General features: G+C 28.8%; 2 protein-coding genes. Both read left to right on the forward strand.

Annotated features, from left to right (window positions below):
* Positions 1 to 247 precede the first annotated feature (247 nt).
* Positions 248 to 1,027, forward strand: coding sequence for an AraC family transcriptional regulator (locus LFLEISCH_RS14240; RefSeq protein WP_007478039.1), 780 nt, complete (start codon positions 248 to 250; stop codon positions 1,025 to 1,027).
* A 50-nt stretch (positions 1,028 to 1,077) separates the two neighbouring features.
* Positions 1,078 to 1,341 (forward strand): VOC family protein, encoded by a 264-nt coding sequence (locus tag LFLEISCH_RS14245; protein ID WP_007478040.1) that lies wholly within the window; start codon positions 1,078 to 1,080, stop codon positions 1,339 to 1,341.
* The last annotated feature ends 1,013 nt before the right edge of the window (positions 1,342 to 2,354 follow it).

Raw genomic sequence — 2,354 nt, forward strand, 5'->3', positions numbered from 1 at the left:
TCCATACAAATTTCTTTATTGACTTGTCCTCATTCTTGTCTAGCTATATTTTAAAATATAACACATGACACCAATTGATATGTTAAAATATAAAGAGTAATTTGTAAAAGATATGAGTAATTATTTTCCAGACGGAGTTATGAGTAATGGACTTTGTGGGGATACTACAAAATCATGTTATATTTTTGATGTTAAAATAGCTAAAGCTAAAGTCCCTTAATACGCTTACGAAAGGTTTGAAGGAACAATGAAATTAATTATAGAAGATATATTGCAGTATGTTCAAGAGAACGTATTTATTTCTGACTTAAAAATAGAAGATGTTGCTTCTTGCTTTGGATACGACAAATATTATTTTAGTAGAGAATTCAAGAAAATAACTGGCTATTCTCTTAATGAATATACTTCAAGCATCAAAACTGAAAAAGCAATTGAAATGATTCATTCCGAAAAGAATGTTACTACTATTCAGTCTTCGGTTGGCTATTCCAGTTCTGGAAGTTTTTCTAATACTTTTAAAAAATATACCGGAAGTTCCCCAAAACAATATATGGGTGAAATGGATAATCTATACACTCAAGTGAAAAATTTTGAAACGAGCGCCTCTAAATCATTAGATTATTATGAAAGCAGTACTAACTCTTTTTGTCATGTTAAAATTGATGCACCCAGTAATTTTCAATCAGGAATTATCTTTATAGGCTTATTCAATACTCCAATTCCAAACCATAAACCAATAGCTGGATTAGCAACTAAAAGTATGAATCTTAATAAGTTAAAAAATATCCCTGATGGTGACTATTATTTGTTAGCATGTGCTATAGATACTTCAAATAATATTTTGTCATACTTCCATTTAAAAAATTGCTTACGAGGAAAAATTAATGAAAAACTGTCTTTTCCAACATGTAATGGCTCCCATTATACAATAAATTTAAGACCTAGAATATCAGAAGATCCGCCAATTTTAATTAATGTAGCTAAACTTTTAGTGTCTGTTTTAAAAAAAGACCACAATGTAGAATAATATTTCTCGCTTCATTCGTGATAAAATAAAATAAGAATGGAGGTGATTATATGATTAAAACTAGCGTTCCTTATTTGGTGTATAATGATGATTGCAAAGAAGCTCTATCCTATTATGTTGATATTTTTGGTGCCGAAATCATTGAAGAGATAACATTTGAAGATATGGGATTTATAGAGGAGTTAGATCGTAAATCTTGCATTGGCCATTCAGTATTTAAATTAGGTCAAAGCCTACTATATGCTTCGGATGCTATCGAAAAAGAAAATTTTCAGAATAAAACAAAAAATACAACAAATATCTATTTGGCTTGAAATTGATTCGATCGAAGAAATTAATGAATTAGAAAAGAAAATGCTGCGTACTGGTTCAACAAGCATTCATGCTTTACATGAAACCTTTTGGGATTCAAAATATACTAAAATTGAAGACAAATTTGGTATTATATGGGAGTTAAATGCGCAATTGTAGATTAAAAGTACTACTATTTAAAAGCAAAACTAAAATCGATAACAGAACTGCCTATATTCTGTTATCGATTTTTATATGTCCTAATATTTTTCTTTACTCTCTACTTTTAATATATCACTTTACTAACAAGTTAGAGAATAATGCTATAGATTGGCTACAATAAAAAGAACAAAAAAGATTTAGCCGAAAATTTAAGTTGCAAACGGGAAAATTGTATCACTCAAAAAACGCCAATGAATTTGTTACAGAATATGGCGTTTAAAAATCAACACTACAACGTGCTTTACAGCAAGCCTTGAAAAAATCTTGACCAACGCTCTTACTCTCTATACAAAAAAAGTGTGCAATTTAGACGTTTTAAACAAATAAAAAAGTAATACCAAACGCCGGAAACGTTGGTATTACTTAATTAAAAGAAACGTCCTGAGAGAGATTAATTAATTGCTATGTACCAACATTTATAATGTTTTTGTAAAAACTAATGTAAAAATATATAAATCTATTGACATACTACTTAAGCTAATGCATCCACTTTTTTCAAGGGCATATCAAACTAAAAAATCGCACTTAAAAATTATGCAGTACGATTTTTTCAGAGATTTTTAGTTAATTGCAATCTTGCTTTTTGGAATTTTTTTGTTGTTTATCGCTAATTTAGTTAAACAAAATGAATAATCAAACGAAAAAGCCAAACTTTGAGCAGTCCCCTAGAAATCCCAGCTGCTCTTAGTGCTTTTACCAGAGCTTTTTTTTGTTCCTGAATTAAGATTTTCAGTCGCTTTATTAACTTTCATGGGATGAATATCATATTTTTATTTTCATTTTTCTTTATTTTTTTGTTTAAATATATTAGTAT

It is taken from the genome of Listeria fleischmannii subsp. fleischmannii LU2006-1 (assembly GCF_000344175.1).
Taxonomy (GTDB): Bacteria; Bacillota; Bacilli; order Lactobacillales; family Listeriaceae; genus Listeria; species Listeria fleischmannii.

What these genes read in the sequence shown, in the direction of transcription:
- LFLEISCH_RS14245 (WP_007478040.1), top strand. Translation starts at nt 1,078, where the DNA reads ATGATTAAAACTAGCGTTCCTTATTTGGTGTATAATGATGATTGCAAA.
- LFLEISCH_RS14240 (WP_007478039.1), top strand. Translation starts at nt 248, where the DNA reads ATGAAATTAATTATAGAAGATATATTGCAGTATGTTCAAGAGAACGTA.